Here is a 22,821-nt window from a genome sequence, read left to right as displayed (position 1 = left end):
GCATAACCTCCCCATGTGAGGCGAATGGGCACCCGGGTCCTGCCCGCGGCGCTGGCCGTGGTCGGGTGGCTGGGTCTGGCCGCGAGCCAGACCGCCGCCACCGTCCACCGCGTCCCCGGCAGTGGCCCGGCGGCCGCGGCCGTCGCCCGCGCGCCCGCCGACGACCCCGTCGTCCTCTCCCGCGACAGCCAGATCACCGACCGCGTGGACGCCCTCGCCGGCCGCCGCCCCGCCGTCCTGCGGGCCCTCGGCGCACTCGACGCCCAAGGGCTCCAGCTCTTCCCCGTCTACGTCCGGGACTTCTCCGGCCGCACCGCCCGGGACTGGGCGGAGGCGACGGCCCGCCGCAACGGTCTCGGCCGCAACGACGTGCTGCTCGCGGTCGCCACCCACGACCGGCAGTACGCGTACTGGGTCGACGCGGCCTCCCCGCTCACCGACGCCCAGCTCGCCCGGGTGGCGGACACCGCCGTCGAACCGGCCCTGCGGGTGAACGACTGGGCCGGAGCCGCCATCGGCGCAGCGGACGGCTATCGCGCGGTGCTCACCGGCCGGGCGGTGCCGGCGCCCGCGCTCACCCCGGGCGACCGGGACCCGGGCGGCGCGGGCTCCGCCGGATCGTCCGCCTCCGATCTCGTCCTGCCCGCCGCGGTGCTCATCGGCGCGGGGGCGGTGGCCGTGTACGCCGTCACCCGCCGCCGCCGGCGCCACACGACCCGTACCACCCCGGGAAGCGGATCGGCGGCGGGCTGGCACACCGGGCCACCGCCGCCCCTCCCCCTCGCCGAGCTGGACACGCGGGCCCGGCAGGCGCTGGTCGACACCGACGACGCCGTCCGCACCAGCCAGGAGGAGCTGGGTTTCGTGGCCGCGCAGTTCGGCGACGAGGCCGCCCGGCCGTTCCAGGAGGCCGTCGGATCCGCGAAGGGCGAGCTGACGGCCGCGTTCCGGCTGCGGCAGCAGCTGGACGACGCCCATCCGGAGGACGACGCCACCCGGCGGCGGATGCTGGACGAGATCGTCGCCCGGTGCACGGCGGCGAACCGCCGGCTGGACGCGGAGGCGGACGCGTTCGACCGGCTGCGCGCTCTGGAACGGAACGCTCCGCAGGCGCTGGCCGCCGCTCGCGCCCAGTGGACCGAGCTGAACGGCCGAACGGTCACGGCCGAGGCCACCCTGACGATGATGCGACAGCGGTACGCGCCCTCCGCCGCCGCGCCCGTCGCCGCCGACCCCGGCCAGGCCGCCGAACGGCTGCTCTTCGCCGGGAACAGCCTCGACCGGGCGCGGACCGCCGTCGACGCGTCCGACAACGGCGCCGCGGCCGTCCAGGTACGGGCCGCCGAGAGCGCGCTCGCCCAGGCCGGCCGGCTGCTGACCGCCGTCGACCGGCGGGCGACGGAGCTGGCGGAGGCGACCGGGCGGCTGCCGGGCGCCCTCACCGAGACGGACAGCGACCTCGCCGAGGCCCGGGGGCTGCTGCGGGGCACGGCCCAGGAGGTCCCCACCGGCGCGCTCCAGGGCCGCATCGCCCGCGCGGAGGCGGTCGCGGCGGAGGTCCGCGCGGAACTGGCGGCCGGTCCCGTCGACCCGATCGACGCGCTGCGCCGGGTCGAGGAGGCGGACGCCGCGCTGGACGAGGCCCTGGCCGGGGTCCGGGAGGGCGAGCAGGGAGCGCGTCGCGCCCGGGAGCTGCTGGCGCAGGCGGTGCTCGGGGCCCGGTCGGCGGTCGGGGCGGCCTCCGACTACATCACCACCCACCGGGGAGCCGTCGGCAGCGAGGCACGCACCCGGCTGGCGGAGGCGCAGCGGCAGCTGCGGCAGGCGGCGGAGGCGGCGGAGAACGCGGAGCGGGCCGGTGCGCAGGCCGCGCTGACGGCGGCGCAGCGGGCGGACGCGCTGGCCCGGGAGGCGCAGCGGCTCGCGGAGGACGACGTCCGCGGCTTCGGGAACCGGTACGGCGGCACCCCGGGCGGTCCGCCCGGCTTCGGGGGCCCGGGGACGGGCGGCGGCGGGGTGGGGGGCGCGGTCCTCGGCGGCATCCTGCTCGGCGGGCTGTTCGGCGGCGGGGGCGGCGGCTTCGGCGGGGGCCGCGGAGGCGGTTTCGGCGGGGGCTTCGGCGGTACGGGTGGTTCCGGCCCCGGCAGCTTCGGCGGCGGCGGGACCCGGGGCCGGATGGGGGGTGGCCGCTTCTGAGGCCGCCCCCCACCGCCACCGCCACCCGCCACCGTCGCCGCAGCCCGGCACCCCTCACCCGTACGGACGTACACACCCCCGCCACGCAGCAGAACCACCGGACCGGCATCCGGACGTCGCAGGAAGGCAGGAAGCGCCATGTCGAAGCAGACCATCCTCGGCCGCGTCACCCAGCTGGCGAAGGCCAACATCCATGCCCTGCTCGACCAGGCCGAGGATCCGCAGAAGCTGCTCGACCAGCTGATCAGGGACTACACCGGCAACATCGGCGAGGCGGAGGCGGCGGTCGCGGGCACCATCGGCAATCTGCGGCTGATGGAGCAGGACCACCAGGAGGACGTGGCGGCGGCCCGGGAGTGGGGCGGGAAGGCGCTCGCCGCCAGCCGCAAGGCGGACGAGCTGCGGACGGCGGGGCAGAGCGCGGAGGCGGACCGGTTCGACGGGCTGGCGAAGATCGCCCTTCAGCGGCAGCTCCAGTCGGAGCGGGAGGCGAAGGCCGCCGAGCCGGTGATCGCCTCGCAGACGGAGGTGGTGGACCGGCTCCGGACCGGGCTCGACCAGATGCGGGCCAAGCTCGGCGAGGTCGAGGCCAAGCGGGACGAGCTGGTGGCGCGGTCGAGGACGGCCGACGCGCAGCACCGGATGATGGACGCCGTGAAGAGTGTCGATGTGCTGGACCCCACCAGCGAGTTGCACCGTTTCGAGGACAAGGTGCGGCGCGAGGAGGCACGGGCGGCGGGCCGTCAGGAGCTGGCGGCGTCGTCGCTGGACGCGCAGTTCGAGCAGTTGGACGCCCTGGGGGACGCGGCGGAGGTGACGGCCCGGCTCGCGGCGCTGAAGGCCGGGAGCTGACCGTACCCCCGCTTCCGTGCGTACCGGGTCGTACCAGTTTGTAGCGGTTCGTACGGGGGATCAGAACATGCTCAGCAGCTGGTCCACCGTCGGTTCGGTGGCCGTGTCCCCGTCGGGCAGGGCCAGTTCAAACCAGACCGTCTTGCCGCGCGGGGTGCGGCGGGAGCCCCAGGCCGCGCTGAGCAGGCCGACGAGCTGGAGCCCGCGCCCGCCCTCGTCGGTGTCCCGGGCGCGGCGGCGGCGCGGCTGGACGAGACCGGAGTCCCATACCTCGCACACCAGGGTGCGATCGCGCAGCAGCCGCAGCCGTATCTCGCCCTCGCCGTACCGCAGCGCGTTGGTGACCAACTCGCTGACCAGCAGTTCGACGGTGTCGATCAGGGGTTCCAGCTGCCAGGAGACCAGCAGTCCGCGGGCCAGTTCGCGGGCCCGGCCCACCGAGCGGGGCTCGCGGGGCAGCAGCCAGTCGCCGACGGCGTCGGCGGGCAGCCCCCGGACCCGGGCCATCAGCAGGGCGATGTCGTCCTCGCCGTGGCGGGTGTCGAGGGCGGTGAGGACGTGGTCGCAGACGTCCTCCAGCGACCGGGAGAGGTCGGGCACCGGCATCGGCCGGGACGGCTGGGACGACAGGGGCGACTGGGCCGGCGGCCGGGGTACGGGCGGGGTGGACGAAATGGACGGGGCGGGTGCGGCGGGTGCGGCAGGTGCGGCTCCCCGGCCCGGGGCCGGCCGGGGCGGCTCGGTGAGCGCGGCGCGGAAGGCCCGCAGCCCCTCGTCCAGCGGCTGGTCGCGGGATTCGACGAGCCCGTCGGTGTAGAGGGCGAGCAGCGCGTGCTCGGGCAGGTCGACCTCGACCTCCTCGAAGGGCTCCCCGCCGACACCCAGCGGCATCCCCGGCGGTACGTCGAGCAGCAGCGGCTCCTTGCCGGGCTCGACCAGGACGGGCGGGAGATGGCCCGCGTTGGCGAAGGTGCAGCGCCGGGTGACCGGGTCGTACACGGCGTACACGCAGGTCGCGAGGTAGACCTCGGAGAGGTCGGCGTCCCGGGACTTGTGGGCGACACGGGACGCCTGCTGGGCGCCGACCGGGTTGCCGAGCCCGCGCGCCACCTCGTCGAGGGCGGACAGCACTTCGGCGGGTTCCATGTCGAGCAGGGCCAGCGTGCGGACGGCGGTGCGCAGCTCCCCCATGGCGACGGCGGCCCGCAGCCCGCGGCCCATCACATCGCCGACGACGAGGGCGGTGCGGTGGCCGGGGAGTTCGATGACGTCGAACCAGTCGCCGCCGACCTCGGTGGCGGCGTTGCCGGGGAGATAGCGGCAGGCGATGTCGAGGCCGGCGGCCTCCGGGTCGCCCGGGGGCAGCAGGCTGCGCTGGAGGATGAGGGCCCGCTCGTGCTCCCTGCGGTAGAGGCGGGCGTTGTCGATGCAGACGGCGGCGCGGGCGGCGAGTTCGACGCCGAGGGCCCGGTCGCGCTCGCCGAAGGGTTCGCTGCCCTTGGTACGGGAGAACTGGACCAGCCCGACGACGCTGTCGTGGGCGACCATCGGGACGGCGAGCGTGGACTGGACGAGGCTGCCGTCCTGGCCCGCGATGAACTGGACCCGAGCGGTCCGCAGGGCGTTGGCACAGGGCGAGTTGAAGGTGTAGCGGTGGACCTCGCCGACGGCGGTGGGGGTGCCGCCCCGGGAGCCGCAGCCGGGCGTGGTGATCAGCGGCGAGTCGGACACGGCGCTGGCGAAGGCGACCCGGCGCAGGGCCGCGCTGCCGCCGCCGTAGCTCCCGGAGCGGGGGGCGTCCCACCGGCCCGGCGGGGCCTCGTCGCCGGTCAGCAGCGACTGGTAGAGGTCGACGGAGGCGAGGTCGCAGAAGCCGGGGACGGCGACGTCGAGCAGTTCCCTGGCGGTGGTCTCCAGGTCGAGCGAGTTGCCGATACGGGCGCTGGCCTCGTTCAGGAGGGCGAGATTCCGGCGGGCGCTGGCGGCTTCGCGGGCGGCGACCTGGCGCCGGGTCACATCGTGGCCGACGCCGGCCACCCCGATGGGCCGGCCCCCGGCGCTGTGCACCCGGTAGAGGTTGATCGACCAGTGGCGGCGCTCGGTGCCGCCGGGCGGCGCCCCGACGATCTGGAGGTCGATCGCGGGCTCCCCGGTCTCCAGCACCCGGCGGAGCGAGGCGTCCATGCGGTCGGCCTCGGAGCGGGAGAGGTAGTCGTGGACGGTACGGCCCCGGTGGTCGTCGACGGCGCCGCCGAAGACGGTGGCGAAACGCTGGTTGGCGCGCCGTACCCGAAGATCGGTACCGAAGAGAAGGAAACCGAAAGGAGATTGACCGAAAATCGCCTGCGAGGCGGCGAGGTCGGTCTCGATCCCGCGCAGCGCGCGGATGTCGGTCACGATACAGAGCGCGCCCCGCTCACCGGCCGCGCTCTCGGTCGGCATCACGAAGACCTCGGCGACGCCCTCGGCCCCGTACGCACCGGAGCTCCTCAGCGGCACCAGGCCGGTCCACTCCTTGCCGTCGAGGACGTCGGCGATCCGGCGGTGGCCCCGGCCCCGCGCCCCGGGCGCGAGCAGGACCTCGATCGGGTCCCTCCCCTCGACCTCGGCCGCGGTGACGCCGAACAGCTCCGCCGCGCGCCGGCTCCACCGGTCGACCAGCCCGTCGGGGCCCAGGGAGAAGGTGGCGACCCTGATGGAGTCATAGATCGAGCCAGGCGGGCAGCTCTGCCACACGACATCGCCCGACGTCCCGGATATCTCGCTCACGCGACCGTCCCCTCCAGCTCACCGCACCGGACCGGCCATGACCGCAGTATTCAGCACTACGGCTCCGGCGCGCACGGCGTTCACGATCACACCACGGTCTCGTTCATTTTGCGCCTGCGCGGCGATGATCGTTATCTCTTCACACTTTTAACCGCTGAGAGCCAGCTCGAACCACACTGTCTTGCCCGTTCTGCCCCGGCGGGTGCCCCAGCGGCGGGCGGTCCCGGCGACGAGCTGGAGTCCGCGCCCGCCCTCGTCGTCGGGGGTGGCGGCCCGCTCGGTGGGCGGATCGGGCAGCGGATCGGAGACCTCCACGAGCAGCGAGGGCATGCCGTCCCCGGGCTCGATGCGGGCCATCCGCACCCCGATGGGGCCGGAGGCGTACCGCAGCGAATTGGTCACCAGCTCACTGACCAGCAGGACGGTCACATCGCCGACGACCGGTTCGAGGCCCCAGTCACGCAGAGTGTCCCGGACCGCGTGACGGGCGATGCGCACGGCGTCGGGCTGCGCAGGGAAGGACCATTCGGCGCGGGCGCCGTCGGTGTCGATCACGCCGCTCACTTCCCGGACCAGCTGCAAACCACGTCCCTTTTCGGGGGGTTAATCAGCACATACCCGATATTCGGTCCGAGGTATCCCGATCAGCCGAGGATCAGCCGGGTAATGGGTGCGCGGTTGACACGAACGGCGTACGGCACGGGATCCCGCCCCCGCGCACGGCGCGCGCTCCGCCCGGATACGCCGCCCAGGTCAGCGGGGTCCCGGGCGTCTCGACGGCCACCCCGGTCACCGGGGTCACCCGTCCCGTCGCACGGACGGCCCGGGGCCGTCCCCCGGGTGGCCGTCCCCGTCGGTGGGGGACGCGTGTCCGGTACGGGAGGGGCCTCCGGTACGAGTGGTCCGGCCGTGCTCGCGCAGCAGCCGGGCAGCCTCGGCCACGGCGGGCCGGTCCTGCTCCAGCCAGTCCACCGCGCCGGTCTCGTCCGGCCCCAGCCAGCGCAGGGCGTCGTGGTCCTCCAGCGGACGGGGTTCGCCGGAGACCAGCCGGACCGTCCACACCTGGAGCACATAGCCGGGTTTCAGCGGCCAGCTGCCGGGAATCCTGGCGAGCACTTCCGTCTCCACGCCCAGCTCCTCGCGCAGCTCGCGCACGAGGCCGTCCTCGGGCCGCTCGCCCGGCTCCAGCTTGCCGCCGGGCAGCTCCCAGCGGCCGGCGAGTTCGGCGGGGGCACTGCGACGCGCGGCGAGCAGGCGCCCCCCGTCGTACACCGCTCCGGCCACCACCACGCGTTCCGTCATGCGCCGGAGCGTACTGCGCCGGGCGCGCGCACCGCGCACAGCCCCTGAGACCGGGCCGCGCCGGCCCCTCCGCCGGGGCGCCGCCCCCGGCGGCCGGTGCACCGGTTCATCAGGGCGTCTCAGTAGGTCGTCGTCTGCTCGATGCGCTCCACCCAGTACAGCTGCTTGTGCCCTCTGGCGCCGAGCGTCTCGACCATCCGCTGGGCCTCGCCCTCGGTCGCGTACCGCCCGACGCGGTAGCAATTGCCGTTGTCGTCCTGGCGTATGACTAGCCAGGGGAGCACCGGACCGCTGTCGGTCATCGCGCCCCTCCCTCGGATGGTCCGTCCGTCGCCGGCGATGGCCCGGAAACCCCAATGCGCATATGCCGGAGCCTACGCCCGACCTTCACTCAGCGCATACGGATTTACACAAAGAGGCAGGATTCAGGGGGCGCATTCGCCCCGGTGCGCCCCTCCGGTCCTGCGGGCCCCGCGGACCGGACCGGCCCGGGGCGGCCCGGACCGGCCCGGGGCGGAACCTGTCGGACCGATCTTTCCGCGCCCCACCCATTGACCTCAATGGTCCAGACCAATACGGTCCTTCTCACCGCATGACGGCACAACCGATCGGCCGCACAACGGCACCCTCCCACGGCACCACCCCACTGCACGACGCCCGTTCACAGATCTGTCCCGGCAGCGGCGCGCACCGCCGCCGGAACGCTCGGAGGAATGAGTCCCATGCGTCGAAGAACTCTTGTCCGTACGACGGTCGCGGCCGGGTCGCTCGCCCTGCTCGCGACGCTCGCTCCCGCCGCCACCGCCAACTCCGCCAACTCCGCGAACACCGCCGGCACAGCCGCGGCGAAGGTCACGGCGGCCACCGCCGCGGCCACGACGGCCCAGCGCGACGACGACGATGACGACGACCGCCGCTCGTACAAAAGCATCGGCTACTTCAGCCAGTGGGGCATCTACGGGCGCAATTACCATGTGAAGAATCTTCAGACGAGCGGCCAGGCCGCCAAGCTGACGCACATCAACTACGCCTTCACCAACGTCAGCCCGGACGGCCGCTGCTTCATCTCCGGACCGGCCGGCGAGGCGGACACCTGGGCCGACTACGTCCGCCCGGTGGACGCGGCGGGCTCCGTCGACGGCGTCGCCGACAACTGGGAGCAGCCGCTCGCGGGCAACTTCAACCAGCTGCGCAAGCTGAAGGCCAAGAACCCGGGGCTGCGGGCGCTCATCTCCCTCGGCGGCTGGACCTGGTCCACCCACTTCTCGGAGGCCGTCAGCACGCCCGCCAAGCGGAAGTCGCTCGCCGCCTCCTGCATCGACATCTACATCAAGGGCAACCTGCCCGTCGACGGGACGCGCGGCGGCCAGGGCGTGGCGGCCGGGGTCTTCGACGGCATCGACATCGACTGGGAGTGGCCGGGCTCGGCGGGCGAGGACGACACCCCCTACCGCCCGGAGGACAAGCAGAACTTCACCGCGCTGGTGCGGGAGTTCCGTACCCAGCTCGACGCGTACTCCCGCAGCGAGGCCCGGCGCACGGGCACCAAGCCCAAGCGCTACGACCTGTCGGCCTTCGTGCCCACGGCGCCCGCCAAGATCGACGCGGGCTTCGAGATCCCGAAGATCATGAAGGACTTCGACTGGGTCAACCTCCAGGGCTACGACTTCCACGTCTCGGGCGAGAAGAAGACCGCCCAGCAGTCGGCGCTCTTCGCGAAGAACGACTTCAGCGTCCACCAGACCGTGAGCGACTGGCTCAAGCGCGGCGCCCCCGCGCACAAGCTGGTGGTCGGGATGCCGTTCTACGGACAGGGCTGGACCGGTGTGTCCGGCGGCGGCGACGGCATGGGCCAGCCGGCCGAGCGGCCCGCGCCGGCGATCCACCAGCCCGGGTTCGAGGACTACAAGGTCCTGAAGAAGCTGGCCGATTCGGGCGAGTACAAGGTGCACCGGAAGTACGGCCAGGCCTGGCTGTTCAACGGGAAGACCCTGTGGACGTACGACGACCCCACGGTCCTGCGGGCCAAGACCGACTACATCCGCGCCCGGGGTCTGGGCGGTGCGATGTTCTGGTCGCTGGACGGGGACACGGACGACGGTGAGCTGGTCAAGGCCGTCGACCGGGGTCTGAAGCGCCGCTAGCCGCGGCAGGTGGGCGTCCCGGACAGGGGGCGGGGCGCCCTCCCCCCTATGCGAGGCCGGTGTTCCCGGGGCTGTCGGTGGCCCTCGGAGCACCGGCCTCTTCCTTGCGCTACTACTCTTCGGGCCGCTCCGGCGGTACGAAGGGCAGCTTCAGCAGCCGCCGGATCTCCACCTCGGTGGGACCGTCCAGCAGGATGTCGTCGACGGTCAGCACCTGGTCCCAGAAGACGTCCTCGTCCCGGGTGGCGGCCGCCTTCTCCAGGGCGGCACGGGCCCGCTCGAACTCCCGGGCCCGCCGCTCCACCGGCCCGCGCAGCCGCGCGGGCCAGGAGTACGTCCGCAACACCTCCACCTGGTCCTTGAAGACGACGGCCGACTCGCGCGCCCAGGTCTGCGAGGCGTGCCGCCCCCGGGGCCAGTCCTCGACGGGCAGGGTGCTCCCGGTGAGCGACGCCTTCGTCTCGGTGGTGAGGTACGCCAGCTGGAGCGTGTCGAGCGAACCGGTGGTCCGCTTGACGGAGCCGGCGTTCCGCTTGCCGTCGGAGGTGGCGAGGGTGCAGGTGACCGTGGAGTCGCCCAGCTCCCAGCTCTCCTTCGTCGGGGAGTAGTAGTACAGCTCAAGCCCCCGGTCCAGGACGAGCCACTCGTCCCGGGCGTACATCCCGTTGATCTCCTCGCAGCGCTGCTCGGCCAGCGGCTCGATCCAGTCGTCCCCGGGGAAGCGGTCGTAGCCCATCAGCCGGAACGTCCCGGTGACCTCGGCCTCGTGCCGCTCCACGCACGGAACGACCTCGACGGAGGAGGAGTACGCCTCGTCCATGGGCCCGTCACCGGGCAGGTTGAAGCACTGCCCCTCCCGCAGTTCGAGCGTGTCCCGGGTACGGGACGCCTCCTCCACGCCGTCCTGGAAGCCACGCCACATCTCGGCCGCGCCACCGGTGACCAGCAGCAGCACCATCAGCAGGGTGCTGAGGGAGGAGAGCACCGTGCCGGCGATGGCCATCCCCTTGCCGCTCTGCCCCTTCCTCCGGATCTGGACGAGGGCGACCACCCCGAGGATCAGCCCGAGCGGGGGCAGACAGCACAGGATGCCGGCCACGAGGGAGGCGATGGAGAACCCGTTCGTGCCGGGCTGGGCCGGAGGCATGACATATCCCGGCATACCGGGGCCGCCGGGGTATGCGGGGTACGAGTGGTAGGCGGGATGGGCCTGCGGCCCGTGCGGCTGGTGCGGCCTCATCCATGGGTCGGGCTGCTGCGGGCCGCCCTGCTGCGATGGATCCACGGGTGTGCCGCTCCTCAAAGGAAAAATGAGCCGAACGGGAATCGTATAAACAGATCCGTCCCGGTCCACCGCCGCCCCGGACCGGAGCGAGGAGAGGCACGCGCGATGTCAGCGACCACGGCGACGACGGTCGTCAACCTCAAGGGCCACCGCGGCGACCCGGCGTACGCGGATGTCGTCTATGTCGGCCGCGCCATGCACCGGGGCGGCTGGCACCTGGACGCCTCCCCCCTGGCCAGCCCGTACCGCCCGGGCCCCGACGGCACCCGCACGGAGGTGATGGAGCGGTACCGCGCCCATCTGCTCTCCCGGCCGGACCTGCTCGCGCTGCTGCCACCGCTGCGGGGACGGCGGCTCGGCTGCTGGTGCGTACCGGAGAAGTGCCACGCGCAGGTGATCGCCGAACTGACGGACGCGGGCACCGGCGCCTGAACCACCCGGAAGGGCAGGGTTCCGCCTCCTTGGGCCCGCTACTGTGGAGCCATGACCGCACTGCCCGACTGGATGCGCCCGCCCCGCGCGGAAGGCTGGTTCGCGGAGGACCTGGACCGCCTCCCGGAAGCGCCGCGCCACACCGAGTTGATCGACGGAGCCCTCATTTTCATGATGTCCCCGCAGCGGTGGTGGCACGGAGAGATCGTCACCGACCTCACGTTGGCCCTCAGAGCACAGGCCCCCGCAGGCTTCAGGATCGGCCGTGAGATGACCATCCGCCTCGATGCCCGCAACCGCCCCGAGCCGGACCTCGTGGTGACCACGGCACCGTACGACCCCGACCGTACCTGGTTCGCCCCGGAGGACGTCCGGCTCGTCATCGAGGTGGTCTCGCCGGAGTCCGCCCACCGCGACCGGACTGTCAAGCTCCGCAAGTACGCCGAGGCTGGCATCCCGCACTACTGGTGCATCGAGGACGAGGGCGGAGCACCCGTTGTCCACGTCTACGAGCTCGACGGACCCACCGGCGCATACGCACCCGCCGGAATCTTCCGGGACTCGCTCCAGCGCCCGTTGCCCTTCGGGATCAGCCTCGACCTGGACAAGCTCGCGCCGCGCGGGTCCGGCTGACACCCCCTGCCCGGCGCGTTGGACGGACAGGGCGCCCGGACGGCATGAGCGGTCAGTAGTGGTACCGAGCGGCAAAAACGACTATCTCTTTGTCCATCAAAGGCCGTCCGACCCGCTGCATCGCGGGTCGGACGGCCTTTCAGCGGACAGCTCAGACGTTGAAACGGAACTCCACGACGTCCCCGTCCTGCATCACGTAGTCCTTGCCCTCCATGCGGGCCTTCCCCTGGGCGCGGGCCTCCGCGACCGAGCCCGTCGCCACCAGGTCGCCGAAGGAGATGACCTCGGCCTTGATGAAGCCCTTCTGGAAGTCGGTGTGGATCACACCGGCCGCCTCCGGGGCGGTCGCGCCCTGGGGGATCGTCCAGGCGCGGGTCTCCTTGGGGCCGGCCGTCAGGTAGGTCTGGAGGCCGAGGGTGGCGAAGCCGACGCGGCCGAGGGTGGCGAGGCCGGGCTCCTCCTGGCCCATGGACTGGAGGAGTTCGAGGGCCTCGTCGTCGTCCAGTTCGATCAGCTCGGACTCGATCTTGGCGTTGAGGAAGATGGCCTCGGCCGGGGCGACCAGGGCGCGCTGCTCGTTCTTGAAGTCCTCGTCGACCAGCTCGTCCTCGTCGACGTTGAAGACATAGAGGAACGGCTTGGTCGTCAGCAGGTGCAGCTCGTGCAGCAGGTCGCCCTGCTCGGTGCCCTTGGTGATGCCGGCCGAGAACAGGGTCTGGCCCGACTCCAGGATCTTCTGCGCCGCCTCGACCGCCGCGAGGACCGCGATCTTGTCCTTCTGGAGGCGGGACTCCTTCGTCAGGCGCGGGACCGCCTTCTCGACCGACTGGAGGTCGGCGAGGATCAGCTCGGTGTTGATGGTCTCGATGTCGTCCTTCGGCGAGACCTTGCCGTCCACGTGGACGACGTTCTCGTCCTTGAAGGCCCGGATGACCTGGCAGATCGCGTCCGACTCACGGATGTTCGCCAGGAACTTGTTGCCCAGGCCCTCGCCCTCGCTGGCGCCGCGCACGATGCCCGCGATGTCGACGAAGTCCACCGTCGCCGGGAGGATCCGCTGCGAGCCGAAGATCTCCGCCAGCGTGGCCAGGCGGGCGTCGGGGACGCCCACGACGCCCACGTTCGGCTCGATGGTGGCGAACGGGTAGTTGGCCGCCAGCACGTCGTTCTTGGTCAGGGCGTTGAACAGGGTCGACTTACCGACATTCGGCAGACCGACGATTCCGATCGTGAGCGACACGTTGCGACTTCCTGAGTGAGGACGAGTGGGACGGGCCGGCGCGGGCTGAGCGGCGGGGCGCCCTCGGGGCCGTGCCGCGTCGGTCCCGGGACGGGGGCCGATCCCCCAGTTTACGGGCGGCACGCGACGGGCAGCGACGGGACGCCTCGGCCGGCGCATCGACCGGTGCCTCGGCCGGCGCCTCAGTCGAACCTTTGGGCAAGGTCGCCTCAAAGGCGTGTCCTGTCCCTGATTCCTCCCCACTCGCGCCCTACGTTGGTCGTGTGGAGCAGCACAGGACCAGTCGCCCTCAGAACCGGCAGCGGCCGCACCCCCCGCTGCCCTCCCCGAGCCCCGGCCCCGACGGCCTCGCCGGCCACGGAGCCCGGCCCCGGGTACGGCCCGCCGGGCCCGTGCCGCCCGCGGGGTCGGGCCGGGTGCGCGGGCCCCGGCTGACCGGGCTCGGCGGCGGGCTCTTCGCCGTCGTGACCATGGTGGTGGTCGGCCTTCTGGACCGGCTGCTGCTGGACGGCTCCCCCGTCGTGTACGGGGCGCTCTTCCTGCCGGTCTGCGCGCTCACCGCGCTCTGGGTGCGGGAGGCGGACATCGTGACCGCCCCCATCAGCGTGCCCATCGCCTTCGCGGCGGGGATCGTGCCGATCGCGGGCGGCGAGGGCGGCCTCGGCGCCCGGACCATGGCCGTCGTGACCGCGCTGGCGGTGCAGGCGGGCTGGCTGTACGGCGGGACGCTGGTCGCCGGGGTGATCACCTGCGTACGCAAGGTACGGGCCATGGCCCGCCGGCGCCGCCGCAACCGCCAGGGGCCGCCCCCCGGACGGTGGCGGCGTCCGGGCAGTGGCCCCCAGGACCGCGGATGAGCGGATGAGCACATGAGCCCAGGGACAGGAACAGGAACAGGGGCCGCTACGCGCGGGTCGCGGCCGCCATCGCCGCGCCCACGATGCCCGCGTTGTTCTGGAGCTGCGCCGGGACGATCCCGGCCCTGATCCCCTCGATGTGCGGCAGGAACTTCTCGGCCTTCCGGCTGACCCCGCCGCCGATGATGAACAGCTCCGGCGAGAACAGCATCTCCAGGTGGGCCAGGTACTTCTGCACCCGGTGCGCCCAGTGCGGCCAGGTCAGGTCCTCGTCCTCCTTGGCCTTGGTCGAGGCGTGCTTCTCGGCCTCGCGGCCGTGCAGCTCCAGATGGCCCAGCTCCGTGTTGGGCACCAGCCGGCCGTCGACGAACAGGGCGCTGCCGATGCCGGTGCCCAGCGTCAGCATCATCACCGTCCCGCCGCGCCCCTTGCCCGCGCCGAAGGTCATCTCGGCGACGCCCGCAGCGTCCGCGTCGTTCAGCAGGGTGACCCCGACGCCGCCCAGACGGTCGCTGAGCAGCTTGGCGGCGTCCTGGTCCACCCAGGCCTTGTCGACATTGGCAGCGGTCCGGGTGATGCCGTCGGTCACCACTCCGGGGAAGGTGATCCCGACCGGGCCCGTCCACTCGAAGTGCTTCACCACCTCGACGACGCCGTCCGCGACCGCGTCCGGCGTCGCCGGCTGCGGGGTCAGCACCTTGTGGCGCTCCTGCGCCAGATCGCCCCGGTCAAGGTCGACGGGTGCGCCCTTGATGCCGGATCCGCCGATGTCCACTCCGAACAGGTTCATGACTCCCACGGTACGGGCAGCCACCGGCTGTCACTCGCCGGACGGAACGGAAGCCCCCGCTTTGGCCTTGGCCTCGGCCCGCGCGACCAGCTCGGCCGCCTCGGCCCGCAGGTCGCGGCGGAGTTCCTTCGGGAGCGAGAACGTGATCGACTCCTCGGCCGCCTTCACCAGCTCCACGTCCTGGAAGCCGCGCTGGGAGAGCCACTCCAGCACCTCTTCGACCAGGATCTCCGGAACGGACGCGCCCGAGGTCAGGCCCACCGTGGAGACGCCCTCCAGCCAGGCCTCGTCGATCTCGTCGGCGAAGTCGACCAGGTAGGAGGCGCGGGCGCCGGCGCCGAGGGCGACCTCGACCAGCCGGACCGAGTTCGAGGAGTTCTTCGAGCCGACGACGATCACCAGATCGGCCGCGGCGCCCATCTGCTTCACCGCGATCTGACGGTTCTGCGTGGCGTAGCAGATGTCGTCGCTGGGCGGCGAGATCAGCTGCGGGAACTTCTCCTTCAGCCGGTCCACGGTCTCCATCGTCTCGTCCACGGAGAGCGTGGTCTGCGAGAGCCACACGACCTTGGACTCGTCGCGGACCTCGACCTTGGCGACGTCGTCCGGGCCGTCGACCAGCGTGATGTGGTCGGGGGCCTCGCCGGAGGTGCCGATGACCTCCTCGTGGCCCTCGTGGCCGATGAGGAGGATGTCGTAGTCCTCGTTGGCGAACCGGACGGCCTCCTTGTGGACCTTGGTCACCAGGGGGCAGGTCGCGTCGATGGTCGCCAGCTTGCGCCCGGCGGCCTCGTCGTGGACGACCGGGGAGACACCGTGCGCGGAGAACATGACGATCGATCCCTCGGGGACCTCCGCCGTCTCCTCCACGAAGATCGCGCCCTTCCGCTCCAGCGTCTGGACCACGTACTTGTTGTGGACGATCTCGTGCCGGACGTAGACCGGCGCACCGTACTGCTCCAGCGCCTTCTCGACGGCGATCACCGCGCGGTCCACGCCCGCGCAGTAGCCCCGGGGGGCGGCGAGCAGGACGCGACGGGCAGCAGGCGTAGCAGTCATGCCCCCCATCGTAAGGCCGCCCAGAAGAGGCGGGAGGTCACCCGCCGTGGAAAGACTGAGGGTGGTGCGCGACGGACGGAGGCCGGATGACCACGGGCGCGGACAGGGCGGGGCCCGGGGCCGGCTCCGGACGGCACAAGGACGGCACCGGGCTGCGGCGCTCGCTCGGCTTCCGGGATCTGGTGGTCTACGGGCTGCTGTTCATCGCCCCGATGGCCCCCGTCGGCGTCTTCGGCACGCTCGACGCGAAGTCGCACGGCGCGGTCGCGCTCGTCTATGTGGTCGCCACGATCGCGATGGGGTTCACCGCCCTGAGCTACGCGCAGATGATCCCGGTGGCCCCGCAGGCGGGCTCGGTCTTCGCGTACGCCCGCAAGGCCCTCGGCGAGGGCCCCGGGTTCATCGCCGGCTGGATGGCGCTGCTCGACTATCTGCTGATCCCGGCCGTGGCGTACCTCTTCTCCGGGATCGCGATGGAGGCGCTGGTCCCGGGGGTGGACCGGTGGGTGTGGACCGGGATCGCCGTCGTGGTGACCACGCTGCTGAACCTCTGGGGGGTACGGGCCGCCGCCCGCGTCGGCTTCGCCGTGCTCGCCATGGAGATCGCGGTGCTGCTGGTGTTCGTGGTGTCGGCGGTGACCGTGCTGGTACGGGACGGGGCGCGGCGGGACTGGTTCTCCCCGTTCGCCGGGGACGCCGGTTTCTCGATGGCCGCGGTGTTCGGCGCGGTCTCGGTGGCGGTGCTGTCGTATCTGGGCTTCGACGCCATCGCCTCCTTCGCGGAGGAGGTCACCGGGGGCTCCCGGAAGGTGGCGCGGGCGGTGCTCCTGTGCCTCGTGCTCGCGGGGGTGCTGTTCGTGGTGCAGACCTATCTGGTGGCGCTGCTCCAGCCGGTGTCCTCGCAGGAGCTGGCGGCCCGGCCGAAGGAGCAGGGTGCCGCGTTCTACAACGCGGTCGACGCGTCGGTGGGGGCCTGGCTGCACGATCTGATCGCGGTGAGCAAGGCGATCGGCGCGGCGTTCGCGGCGCTGGCCGGGCAGGCTGCGGCGGGACGGCTGCTCTTCGCGATGGCCCGGGAGCGGCGGCTGCCGCGCGCCCTGTCGCGTACGGACGCGGGGGTGCCCCGGGTGGCCCTGCTGCTGGCCGCCGGGGTGAACCTGGTGGCGGCGGTGTGGGCGGCGCGGCAGGCCAACGGCCTGGACCAGCTGGTCTCGGTGGTGGACATCGGCGCGCTGACGGCGTTCGTGCTGCTGCACATCAGCGTCATCGGGTGGTTCGTGGTGCGGCGGATGGCCGGTCCGCCGCGCTGGGGGCGGCATCTGGTGGTGCCGGTGCTGGGCGCGGTGATCCTGGTGGCGGTGATCGTCACGGCGTCGGGGACGGCCCAGGTGGTGGGCGTGGTCTGGCTGGGGGTGGGGCTCGTGGTGCTGGCGCTGCTGTGGGGGCGCTCGGGGCGGCCGGGGAACCACGTCGGGGAGTAGGTCCCGTACGGGAGGGGCCCGTACGGGGGAGGGGGCTGGACGGGAGGGGCCCGGACAGGCTTCCGCAGCAGGTCGGCGGCTTCCGCGGCGGGCTGGCGGGGCCGATTGTCCGACCCTGCCGATACTGTCGTTCCCATGGCTCTCCAGACGTCCTCGGACGCCCCGCTCCCGGTCGGCGAGGTGTCCCGGCTCATCGGCGGGTGGATCGACCGGCTCGGCGCCGTCTGGGTCGAGGGGCAGATCACCCAGCTGTCCCGGCGGCCCGGCCAGGGTGTCGTCTTCCTGACCCTGCGGGATCCGTCGTACGACATCTCCGTCGCCGTCACCTGCTACCGGCAGGTCTTCGACGCCGTGGCGGACGTCGTCTCCGAGGGCGCGCGCGTCGTCGTGCACGCCAAGCCGGAGTGGTACGCGCCCCGGGGCCAGCTGTCGCTGCGCGCGGCGGAGATACGGCCGGTGGGCGTCGGTGAGCTGCTGGCGCGCCTGGAGCAGCTGAAGCGCTCCCTGACGGCCGAGGGGCTCTTCGCCGCCGACCGGAAGAAGCCGCTCCCCTTCCTGCCGCACCGGGTGGGGCTGGTCTGCGGCCGGGCGTCGGCCGCCGAGCGCGATGTCCTGGAGAATGCCCGGCGCCGCTGGCCCGCCGTCCGCTTCGAGGTGCGCAATGTCGCCGTGCAGGGGGTCCACGCGGTCCCCCAGGTGGTCACGGCGGTCCGGGAGCTGGACGCGCTGCCCGAGGTGGAGGTGATCATCGTGGCGCGCGGCGGCGGCAGCGTGGAGGATCTCCTGCCGTTCTCGGACGAGCAGCTGGTGCGCGCGGTGGCCGACTGCCGTACGCCGGTGGTCTCCGCGATCGGGCACGAGCCGGACACCCCGCTGCTGGACCTGGTGGCCGATCTGCGCGCCTCGACCCCGACGGACGCGGCCAAAAAGGTCGTCCCGGACGTGGACGAGGAGCTTCAGCGGGTGCGGCAGCTGCGGGACCGGGCGCTGCGCACGGTCCGGTCGCTGCTGGAGCGGGAGGAGCGCGGGCTCGCGCACACCCTGGCCCGCCCGGTGCTGGAGCGGCCGCACCGGATGGTGGAGGAGCGGGAGAGCGAGATCGACGCCCTGGCGGCGCGCGCCCGGCGGGTGCTGGGGCATCTGCTGGACCGGGCGGAGTCGGAGCTGTCGCACACCCGGGCGCGGGTGGTCTCGCTCTCGCCCGCCGCGACGCTGGAGCGGGGGTACGCGGTGCTCCAGCGGGCGGACGGGGGCGTGGTGCGCTCACCGGACGAGGTGGCGGAGGGCGACGGGCTGCGGGCCCGGGTCGCGCGGGGCGAGTTCGCCGTGCGGGTGACGGAGTGAGCGGCCCCAAGGCCGCCGGGACCACCGGATCCACCGGGAGGGCCGGGACCACCGGATCCACCGGGAGGGCCCGCCGGGCCGGTATCAGGAGCGACGACGAGCAGTGACGAACGACGACGGGACGGGAGTGGAGCGGATGGCCGCCGGTACGGATGAGACGGCACCCGGGTACGAGCAGGCGAGGGACGAGCTGATCGAGGTCGTCCGCCGGCTGGAGGCGGGCGGGACGACGCTGGAGGAGTCGCTGGCGCTCTGGGAGCGCGGCGAGGAGCTGGCGAAGGTCTGCCGCCACTGGCTGGAGGGGGCGCGGGCCCGGCTGGACGCGGCGCTCGCGGGCCCGGACGGCGGGAGCGACGGCGCGGAGGCCGGCCAGGGGACGTGAGGGCACGGGAGGGGCGCGGGGGACGCTCCGGCGGCCTGGGAGACCTGGGTCACTCCCCCGGGCCCCGCCGAAGTTAGTTGAAACTTAATCCATTGCGCTACGGTGGGCACCTCCACACCCGCGAACCGCCGGAAAGGTGCCTTCCGCATGCCCCTCGTCCTTGACCCCGCAGCCCAGGACCTCCTCTTCCGCGAGGCCCGCACCGCCAACACGTTCACCGACGAGCCGGTGACCGAGGAGCAGGTCAAGGCGATCTACGACCTGGTCAAGTTCGGCCCGACCGCCTTCAACCAGACCCCGCTGCGGGTCGTGCTCGTCCGGTCCGCCGAGGCGCGCGAGCGGCTGGTGCCGCTGATGTCCGAGGGCAACCGCGCCAAGACCGCCACCGCCCCGCTGGTGGCCGTCCTCGCGGCCGACAACGAGTTCCACGAGGAGCTGCCCCGGCTCTTCCCGCACTTCCCGCAGGCCAAGGACGCCTTCTTCGGCGAGCGCCCGGTCCGCGAGCAGACCGCCGGCCTGAACGCCGCGCTCCAGGCCGCGTACTTCATCGTCGGCGTCCGCGCCGCCGGTCTGGCCGCCGGCCCGATGACGGGCTACGACGCCGACGCCGTCCAGCGCGAGTTCCTGGACGACGACCACACCCCGCTGATGGTCGTCAACATCGGCCGGCCCGGCGACGACGCGTGGTTCCCGCGCTCCCCGCGCCTGGAGTACGACGACGTGATCACCACCGTCTGAGCGGCCCGGCCCACCCGGACATGACGGGGCCCGCCCTACCCGGAAGGGGTACGGCGGGCCCTGTCGTACACGCGCGACGTACTGACGCGACGTACTGGCGCGACGCGCTAGGACGCGCGGACCGGCTCCTTCGACCCGGCCGGCGCCGAGGCGGCGGGCGCGGGCACCGACGACGGCGCCCGCTCCAGCGCGGCCGCCATCCGGGCCAGCTGCTCCGGCCCGGCCGTGCCGGTCACCACGGTGGTCACGCCCTTGTCCAGCCGGACCAGGGCGTCGTACTTCGCCCCCTCCCAGCGCTGCCAGGTCTCACCGTCGATCCGCTGGGTCCTGCCCGTGTCCTCGGCCTGGTGGGTGACCTTCGGCACGAACTTGCCCTTGGCCTCGGTGGACTGCTCGATCGCGACGTACTCGCGGTCCGGGTCGAGGAAGCCGATGTGCCAGGAGTCGTCCGCGTACCCCTTGTACGAGACCGAGGTGGGCTTCCAGCCCTCCGGCAGCCCCTGGGGGACGAGCACCGGATACGGGGCGGCGCGCTGGGCCGTCACCATCTCGACGCTGTAGTCGACGGCCTTGGTCGGGTCGGCGTCGGCATCGCCGTCGTTCGGGAGAAAGAGATAGACCACGCCGACGACGCTCCCGATGGCCGCCATCGAAAGGATCATGTCGCGGATCGTCTGTTTGCCTCGCATACCTGCCACCTCCCCATGGTCGCATCCGGCCTTCGCGCTCAAACGTGGGCCCCGCTGCTCATTCTGTCGATATGGAGATAGAGTCGAAGCACCCTCATTCCCGGCCGTCGTCGTACAGAAAGGTGCGCTCCGATGACCGAACACGGTCTGCCGTCCCAGCTGGAGGTCTCTCCGGAGGCCCCCGACCGCAACCTCGCCCTGGAACTCGTCCGGGTCACGGAGGCCGCCGCCATGGCGGCCGGCCGCTGGGTGGGCCGCGGTGACAAGAACGGCGCCGACGGCGCGGCCGTGAAGGCCATGCGGACCCTGGTCCACACCGTCTCGATGAACGGCGTCGTCGTCATCGGCGAAGGCGAGAAGGACGAAGCGCCGATGCTCTTCAACGGGGAGCGCATCGGCGACGGCACCGGCGCCGAGTGCGACATCGCCGTGGACCCGATCGACGGCACGACGCTGACCGCCAAGGGCATGCCCAACGCGATCGCGGTGCTCGCGGCCGCCGACCGCGGCGCCATGTTCGACCCGTCCGCCGTCTTCTACATGGACAAGCTGGTCACGGGCCCGGAGGCGGCCGACTACGTCGACATCGACGCCCCGGCGTCGGTGAACATCCGCCGCGTCGCCAAGGCCAAGCAGTCCACCCCCGAGGACGTGACGGTCGTCATCCTCGACCGCCCGCGCCACGACGGCATCGTCAAGGAGATCCGGGAGACCGGCGCGCGGATCAAGTTCATCTCCGACGGCGACGTGGCCGGCGCGATCATGGCGGTGCGCGAGGGCACCGGCGTGGACATGCTGATGGGCATCGGCGGCACCCCCGAGGGCATCATCACCGCCTGCGCGATCAAGTGCCTGGGCGGCACGATCCAGGGCAAGCTGTGGCCCAAGGACGACGCCGAGCGGGCGCGCGCGCTCGACGCGGGCCACGACCTCGACCGGGTGCTGTGCACGGACGACCTCGTCCAGGGCGACAACGTCTTCTTCGTCGCGACCGGGATCACCGACGGCGAGCTGCTGCGCGGGGTGCGCTACCGCGCGGAGACGGCGACCACGCAGTCGCTCGTCATGCGCTCCAAGTCCGGCACGATCCGGCAGATCGACTCCACCCACAAGCTGTCGAAGCTGCGCGCCTACAGCCAGGTCGACTTCTCCCGCGCGCAGTAGCCCGCGAGAGGGACGGCGGACACGGGAAAGAGGGGCCCGAAGGCCCCTCTTTCCCGAACTTCCGGCCCGGGCCGGCGCGTCACGCCGCCGACTGGGCCTTCTTGACCTCGATGTCACGCCGTCTGCGGCGGGCCAGCACGACCCGGCGCTCGGCGGCGGTGAGCCCGCCCCAGACGCCGTACGGCTCCGGCTGGAGCAGCGCGTGCTCACGGCACTGCACCAGGACGGGGCACCGGGCGCAGACCCGCTTCGCGGCCTCCTCCCGCGACAGCCTGGCGGCCGTCGGCTCCTTGGAGGGGGCGAAGAACAGTCCGGCCTCGTCCCGGCGGCACACCGCATCCGCGTGCCAGGGTCCGTCCTGATCTTCCCTCGCGGCGGCACGCTGAGAAGGCACAGCGGCCACCTGCGAGGACTGGTACGACAGTTGCAGCACGGTCTACTCCTGACGACGGCTTCGCGAGCGAGAGACGATGCAGCTCTCCCTACCCGCTGTGCGCACTCCTATGCACTGAGTGGCACGCGGGTGTGGGGCACGGGGCCGTCCGCGGGCGCTCGCGGCCGAAAAACGCTCCAGGGCGGAGCCGCCGTCCGGGCAGGTGACCGGGCCCGGCCGCCGTCGGCCGCAGCTGTACGCCGGCCACGGACGCACGCCGGCCCGCGAAGGACGTCAGCCCAGGAAGTACTTGCGCATCCGCTCCTGGAGGTCGGCGACGCGCCGCCCCCGCCGGGGCCTGGCCTCCACGGAGCCGAAGAGCGCGTACCCGTGGACCGTGACGACCGGCGCGTCCGTCTCGACGGACTCCAGGGTGCGGACCTCGAAGCTGCCGAAGAGGCCGTTGCCGTTGCCCCGGAGGCTGATGTTCTCCGGCACCCTGACCTCGACACTGCCGAAGATCGAGGTGGCGTTGATCACCGTGTGGCGCTGCGAGAACAGGGCCTCGGTGAGGTCGATCTCGACACTGCCGAAGAGCGCGAAGGCGTTGGTGCGCGCGCCGACCCGCCAGCGGCCCTTGCGCACGGAGCTGGAGAAGACGGCGATCAGGTTCTCCCCGGGGCCCTGCGGCCCGGCGGGCGCCGGCCGGCCGGACGGCGCGGAGGCCGGGCGCACGGCGGGCAGATCCTGGACCAGTGGCTGAAGTTCGCCCATCGTCTTGGCGCGGTAGACCGCGTCGATGCGCTCGGAGTGCTCCTCGGCGTCCAGGCGGCCCTCCGCGAGGGCGTCCCGGAGGATGTCCGCGATGCGGTCCCGGTCGGCGTCCGACGCGCGCAGCCGGTCCTGGGCGGGGGCAGGGGCGGGGGCGGCACCAACGGCTTCAGCGGCTTCAGCGGGGAAGGCGGGCTTCTGGGGCTGCTTTTCGAGGTCCACGACCTCAGGGTAGCGAAACGCGATAGATCGCGACCAGGGGCAACACCCGGCGGAAGGGGCCGACTGAGCCTTACCTCACACGAGCGGCCGCCCGGGGG

The 22,821-nt window shown here is 72.7% G+C and carries 22 protein-coding genes; 11 read left to right on the top strand and 11 right to left on the bottom strand.

Annotated elements, in window-relative coordinates:
* The first annotated feature begins 24 nt into the window (after nt 1-24).
* Nucleotides 25-2,196: a TPM domain-containing protein gene (locus SYYSPA8_RS09220; RefSeq protein WP_323446905.1), complete on the top strand. Its 2,172-nt coding sequence runs from the start codon at nt 25-27 to the stop codon at nt 2,194-2,196.
* Between the two features lie 138 nt (nt 2,197-2,334).
* Nucleotides 2,335-3,048 (top strand): PspA/IM30 family protein, encoded by a 714-nt coding sequence (locus SYYSPA8_RS09215; protein WP_323446532.1) that lies wholly within the window; start codon nt 2,335-2,337, stop codon nt 3,046-3,048.
* Between the two features lie 60 nt (nt 3,049-3,108).
* Here SYYSPA8_RS09215 and SYYSPA8_RS09210 read toward each other — a convergent pair whose 3' ends face one another.
* The 4 genes from SYYSPA8_RS09210 to SYYSPA8_RS09195 form a co-directional block, all read right to left on the bottom strand.
* Nucleotides 3,109-5,817 carry a SpoIIE family protein phosphatase gene (locus SYYSPA8_RS09210; protein ID WP_323446531.1) on the bottom strand — a complete coding sequence of 903 codons (2,709 nt, stop codon included), beginning with the start codon at nt 5,815-5,817 and terminating at the stop codon, nt 3,109-3,111.
* A 147-nt stretch (nt 5,818-5,964) separates the two neighbouring features.
* Nucleotides 5,965-6,381 carry an ATP-binding protein gene (locus SYYSPA8_RS09205; RefSeq protein WP_323446904.1) on the bottom strand — a complete coding sequence of 139 codons (417 nt, stop codon included), beginning with the start codon at nt 6,379-6,381 and terminating at the stop codon, nt 5,965-5,967.
* A gap of 234 nt (nt 6,382-6,615) precedes the next feature.
* Nucleotides 6,616-7,119 carry a (deoxy)nucleoside triphosphate pyrophosphohydrolase gene (locus SYYSPA8_RS09200; RefSeq protein ID WP_323446530.1) on the bottom strand — a complete coding sequence of 168 codons (504 nt, stop codon included), beginning with the start codon at nt 7,117-7,119 and terminating at the stop codon, nt 6,616-6,618.
* Nucleotides 7,120-7,238: 119 nt separating this feature from the next.
* Nucleotides 7,239-7,421: an SPOR domain-containing protein gene (locus SYYSPA8_RS09195; RefSeq protein WP_323446529.1), complete on the bottom strand. Its 183-nt coding sequence runs from the start codon at nt 7,419-7,421 to the stop codon at nt 7,239-7,241.
* A gap of 420 nt (nt 7,422-7,841) precedes the next feature.
* On the opposite strand from SYYSPA8_RS09195, the gene SYYSPA8_RS09190 reads away from it, so the two are divergent.
* On the top strand, nt 7,842-9,263 hold the full coding sequence (locus tag SYYSPA8_RS09190) for a glycoside hydrolase family 18 protein (RefSeq protein ID WP_323446528.1): 1,422 nt from the start codon (nt 7,842-7,844) through the stop codon (nt 9,261-9,263).
* A 112-nt stretch (nt 9,264-9,375) separates the two neighbouring features.
* On the opposite strand, the gene SYYSPA8_RS09185 is transcribed toward SYYSPA8_RS09190, so the two are convergent.
* Nucleotides 9,376-10,410 (bottom strand): DUF4190 domain-containing protein, encoded by a 1,035-nt coding sequence (locus SYYSPA8_RS09185; RefSeq protein WP_323446527.1) that lies wholly within the window; start codon nt 10,408-10,410, stop codon nt 9,376-9,378.
* A 243-nt stretch (nt 10,411-10,653) separates the two neighbouring features.
* On the opposite strand from SYYSPA8_RS09185, the gene SYYSPA8_RS09180 reads away from it, so the two are divergent.
* Nucleotides 10,654-10,980: a DUF4326 domain-containing protein gene (locus SYYSPA8_RS09180; protein WP_323446526.1), complete on the top strand. Its 327-nt coding sequence runs from the start codon at nt 10,654-10,656 to the stop codon at nt 10,978-10,980.
* 51 nt (nt 10,981-11,031) lie between these two features.
* Complete coding sequence (locus SYYSPA8_RS09175; RefSeq protein WP_323446525.1) at nt 11,032-11,613, top strand: Uma2 family endonuclease; 582 nt, start codon at nt 11,032-11,034, stop codon at nt 11,611-11,613.
* A gap of 151 nt (nt 11,614-11,764) precedes the next feature.
* Here SYYSPA8_RS09175 and ychF read toward each other — a convergent pair whose 3' ends face one another.
* Complete coding sequence (gene ychF / locus SYYSPA8_RS09170) at nt 11,765-12,853, bottom strand: redox-regulated ATPase YchF (protein WP_323446524.1); 1,089 nt, start codon at nt 12,851-12,853, stop codon at nt 11,765-11,767.
* Between the two features lie 263 nt (nt 12,854-13,116).
* Here ychF and SYYSPA8_RS09165 point away from each other — a divergent pair, with 263 nt between their 5' ends.
* Complete coding sequence (locus SYYSPA8_RS09165; RefSeq protein WP_323446523.1) at nt 13,117-13,710, top strand: DUF6542 domain-containing protein; 594 nt, start codon at nt 13,117-13,119, stop codon at nt 13,708-13,710.
* A 46-nt stretch (nt 13,711-13,756) separates the two neighbouring features.
* Here the strand turns inward: SYYSPA8_RS09165 and ppgK are convergent, their stop codons facing one another.
* Complete coding sequence (ppgK, locus tag SYYSPA8_RS09160) at nt 13,757-14,500, bottom strand: polyphosphate--glucose phosphotransferase (RefSeq protein WP_323446522.1); 744 nt, start codon at nt 14,498-14,500, stop codon at nt 13,757-13,759.
* 30 nt (nt 14,501-14,530) lie between these two features.
* Nucleotides 14,531-15,568, bottom strand: a complete 1,038-nt coding sequence (locus SYYSPA8_RS09155; RefSeq protein ID WP_323446521.1) for a 4-hydroxy-3-methylbut-2-enyl diphosphate reductase — start codon at nt 15,566-15,568, stop codon at nt 14,531-14,533.
* 77 nt (nt 15,569-15,645) lie between these two features.
* Here SYYSPA8_RS09155 and SYYSPA8_RS09150 point away from each other — a divergent pair, with 77 nt between their 5' ends.
* From SYYSPA8_RS09150 to SYYSPA8_RS09135, 4 genes are all read left to right on the top strand, one after another.
* Nucleotides 15,646-17,040: an APC family permease gene (locus tag SYYSPA8_RS09150; protein WP_323446520.1), complete on the top strand. Its 1,395-nt coding sequence runs from the start codon at nt 15,646-15,648 to the stop codon at nt 17,038-17,040.
* A gap of 135 nt (nt 17,041-17,175) precedes the next feature.
* Nucleotides 17,176-18,384 carry an exodeoxyribonuclease VII large subunit gene (xseA, locus tag SYYSPA8_RS09145; protein WP_323446519.1) on the top strand — a complete coding sequence of 403 codons (1,209 nt, stop codon included), beginning with the start codon at nt 17,176-17,178 and terminating at the stop codon, nt 18,382-18,384.
* A 136-nt stretch (nt 18,385-18,520) separates the two neighbouring features.
* Nucleotides 18,521-18,766 (top strand): exodeoxyribonuclease VII small subunit, encoded by a 246-nt coding sequence (locus SYYSPA8_RS09140; RefSeq protein WP_323446903.1) that lies wholly within the window; start codon nt 18,521-18,523, stop codon nt 18,764-18,766.
* Nucleotides 18,767-18,913: 147 nt separating this feature from the next.
* A complete protein-coding gene (locus SYYSPA8_RS09135) occupies nt 18,914-19,504 on the top strand; it encodes a malonic semialdehyde reductase (protein ID WP_323446518.1) in 591 nt (196 codons plus the stop codon).
* 107 nt (nt 19,505-19,611) lie between these two features.
* Here SYYSPA8_RS09135 and SYYSPA8_RS09130 read toward each other — a convergent pair whose 3' ends face one another.
* Nucleotides 19,612-20,193 (bottom strand): DUF4245 domain-containing protein, encoded by a 582-nt coding sequence (locus SYYSPA8_RS09130; protein ID WP_323446517.1) that lies wholly within the window; start codon nt 20,191-20,193, stop codon nt 19,612-19,614.
* Nucleotides 20,194-20,325: 132 nt separating this feature from the next.
* On the opposite strand from SYYSPA8_RS09130, the gene glpX reads away from it, so the two are divergent.
* Nucleotides 20,326-21,357, top strand: a complete 1,032-nt coding sequence (gene glpX, locus SYYSPA8_RS09125; RefSeq protein WP_323446516.1) for a class II fructose-bisphosphatase — start codon at nt 20,326-20,328, stop codon at nt 21,355-21,357.
* Nucleotides 21,358-21,436: 79 nt separating this feature from the next.
* Here the strand turns inward: glpX and SYYSPA8_RS09120 are convergent, their stop codons facing one another.
* Entirely contained in the window at nt 21,437-21,790 is a 354-nt protein-coding gene (locus tag SYYSPA8_RS09120) for a WhiB family transcriptional regulator (RefSeq protein WP_323446515.1), read from the bottom strand.
* 234 nt (nt 21,791-22,024) lie between these two features.
* Nucleotides 22,025-22,723 carry a DUF1707 SHOCT-like domain-containing protein gene (locus SYYSPA8_RS09115; protein ID WP_323446514.1) on the bottom strand — a complete coding sequence of 233 codons (699 nt, stop codon included), beginning with the start codon at nt 22,721-22,723 and terminating at the stop codon, nt 22,025-22,027.
* Nucleotides 22,724-22,821 lie beyond the last annotated feature (98 nt).

It is taken from the genome of Streptomyces yaizuensis (genome assembly GCF_034961445.1).
Taxonomy (GTDB): Bacteria; Actinomycetota; Actinomycetes; order Streptomycetales; family Streptomycetaceae; genus Streptomyces; species Streptomyces yaizuensis.
This window is presented reverse-complemented; position numbering and strand designations above follow the sequence as displayed.